Origin of the sequence: Thermogutta sp. (genome assembly GCF_039793925.1) — a bacterium.
Lineage (GTDB): Bacteria > Planctomycetota > Planctomycetia > Pirellulales > Thermoguttaceae > Thermogutta.
Genome location: NZ_JBAMME010000056.1, coordinates 1 through 1,554 on the forward strand (window position 1 = coordinate 1; position 1,554 = coordinate 1,554).

4 protein-coding genes are annotated in these 1,554 nt (G+C 57.4%); all 4 read right to left on the reverse strand.

Translation table 11 applies throughout. The features are described from left to right. Positions 1-61: 61 nt before the first annotated feature. Positions 62-235 (reverse strand): hypothetical protein, encoded by a 174-nt coding sequence (locus ABJK56_RS01700; protein WP_347242934.1) that lies wholly within the window; start codon positions 233-235, stop codon positions 62-64. Between the two features lie 10 nt (positions 236-245). Further along, positions 246-605: a hypothetical protein gene (locus ABJK56_RS01705; protein ID WP_347242935.1), complete on the reverse strand. Its 360-nt coding sequence runs from the start codon at positions 603-605 to the stop codon at positions 246-248. Positions 606-949: 344 nt separating this feature from the next. Further along, positions 950-1,183: a hypothetical protein gene (locus ABJK56_RS01710; RefSeq protein ID WP_347242936.1), complete on the reverse strand. Its 234-nt coding sequence runs from the start codon at positions 1,181-1,183 to the stop codon at positions 950-952. A 118-nt stretch (positions 1,184-1,301) separates the two neighbouring features. After that, a partial coding sequence (locus ABJK56_RS01715) for a hypothetical protein (RefSeq protein ID WP_347242937.1) occupies positions 1,302-1,554 on the reverse strand: 253 nt, incomplete at its 5' end.

The window sequence follows — 1,554 nt, forward strand, 5'->3', positions numbered from 1 at the left end:
GAAAGCCAGTGCCTCATCCACGTTGGAACCCGGACCGAACAAGCACGTCCCTCCGGCCGCGTCAAGCATTCCCATCCCTGCGGGGCTTCTGCACCCGTCGGCGGTTGCTGGCCGCAATCTGCCGCTTGGTCAAGACGTTCCCCGTCCGGGCGGCATCCACCGCCCGCCCCAGGGCAAAGAGCTTTCCCAGGAGGTTGAAAAGGCCACTATCAGTCGAGGGTGTGTAGAGATCCATGCTGTGGATTCTACACCACAGGGAGACGAGAATTGGGACAGGATTGGGTTAGGGCAGATGTGAGGGAAGCGGATCCGAGGGGCGGCATCTCCAGAATCAGGCCCGTAACGGCTTCCCACCGGGCGTCAATATAGGGCTCGTTGTATTGGTAGAGAGGGTTGTCCTTATCGTAGGCCCCGTAGAGAGATTCAATGTGGTACTGCCTCATCGTTTGTTCGTATTCCGCCTCGGCCTTCTTGTATTCTTCCGGTGGCAGGTCCTCAGAAGGCGACAGTGGTCGCTGAAGCTTGGTGGGAATGTAATGGAAGGACTTCGCCAATTCGCACGCCTCTTCCAAAGAGCGGGGTCGCCTTTTCACCTCATCAGTCATGGGAAGTCTCCTCGTAACCAGCGGGATAATCCTGAGATTGGAAAGTCCCATACTATCCACTCTCCGCCCGCCGCCTGATCTCCTCGGGATCCCGTGTGTCTCCCACATAGCGCATGAAGTAAATCGGCGGGCGGTTCCTGCTTTCGTTCCCCAGGCTTTTCGCTGGCCGCCATCTGCTGGCGAAGCCATTTTTACCAGTCGGTCGCTTCAATCGCCTTCAAGATTGCTTGAATGTCTTCGGGAGTCAGATTGGCCATGGCATAACTCTCTTTTTTGGAAACAGGACTGAATTCCGGGAACGTCACACTCTTCGGACTGGCGAAACTGGCCGCATATTTTTCGCACTACAAGTCCCCGTCGCGGGCGTGGTAGAGAAAGGTCATCCCCAAATCTAGCCGCGGTGTCTCTTTCTTCTCGGGGTCCTCCCAAAGCCGCAGCTTCCAGGTGGACGGCTTGTCAGGATCCGGCACGTAGGCATAGGCCTCCGCCGGGAACTGCATGCCGTTTTCTGTCTTGTAGACCTTTTCCGCCATAACCGTGTGCAAATAGAAAAGGGGCCAGATGCGATACCGCGTCACGGCTCTAAGCCATCATCGGTATGGCACCTGGCCCCTAGTCCTGGTCAATCAGTCTGGTGGCTGGTGGCCTGTCTACCCTTATTATGCTGGCAACTTGTCTTCCGTCAAGAGTCCGCGATCAGATTTTTTCTCGTCCATCCAGTCGCCGGTGGATGTGCGTGATCCGCCCCGCCTCAAAAACGATCTGCACCTGCACTGATCCGAAAAGCCGGATGGCTTCCGCTTCGCGACAGAGCTCGTCGAGGCGCTGGTGTGCAATCCCCAAAAGGGACCGGTTCACCTCGTTCGCGGAAAGCAGTGCTTCAGGCTTGCGGTCCGCGACCGTCTCCCGCTTCGGCGTCCGTTCCTTCCCCAAGCCGATCTCTTTCGTC

Bases quoted from the DNA above. Each gene is read 5' to 3' on its own strand.
- ABJK56_RS01700 (WP_347242934.1), bottom strand. From the start codon at position 235: ATGGATCTCTACACACCCTCGACTGATAGTGGCCTTTTCAACCTCCTG.
- ABJK56_RS01705 (WP_347242935.1), bottom strand. From the start codon at position 605: ATGACTGATGAGGTGAAAAGGCGACCCCGCTCTTTGGAAGAGGCGTGC.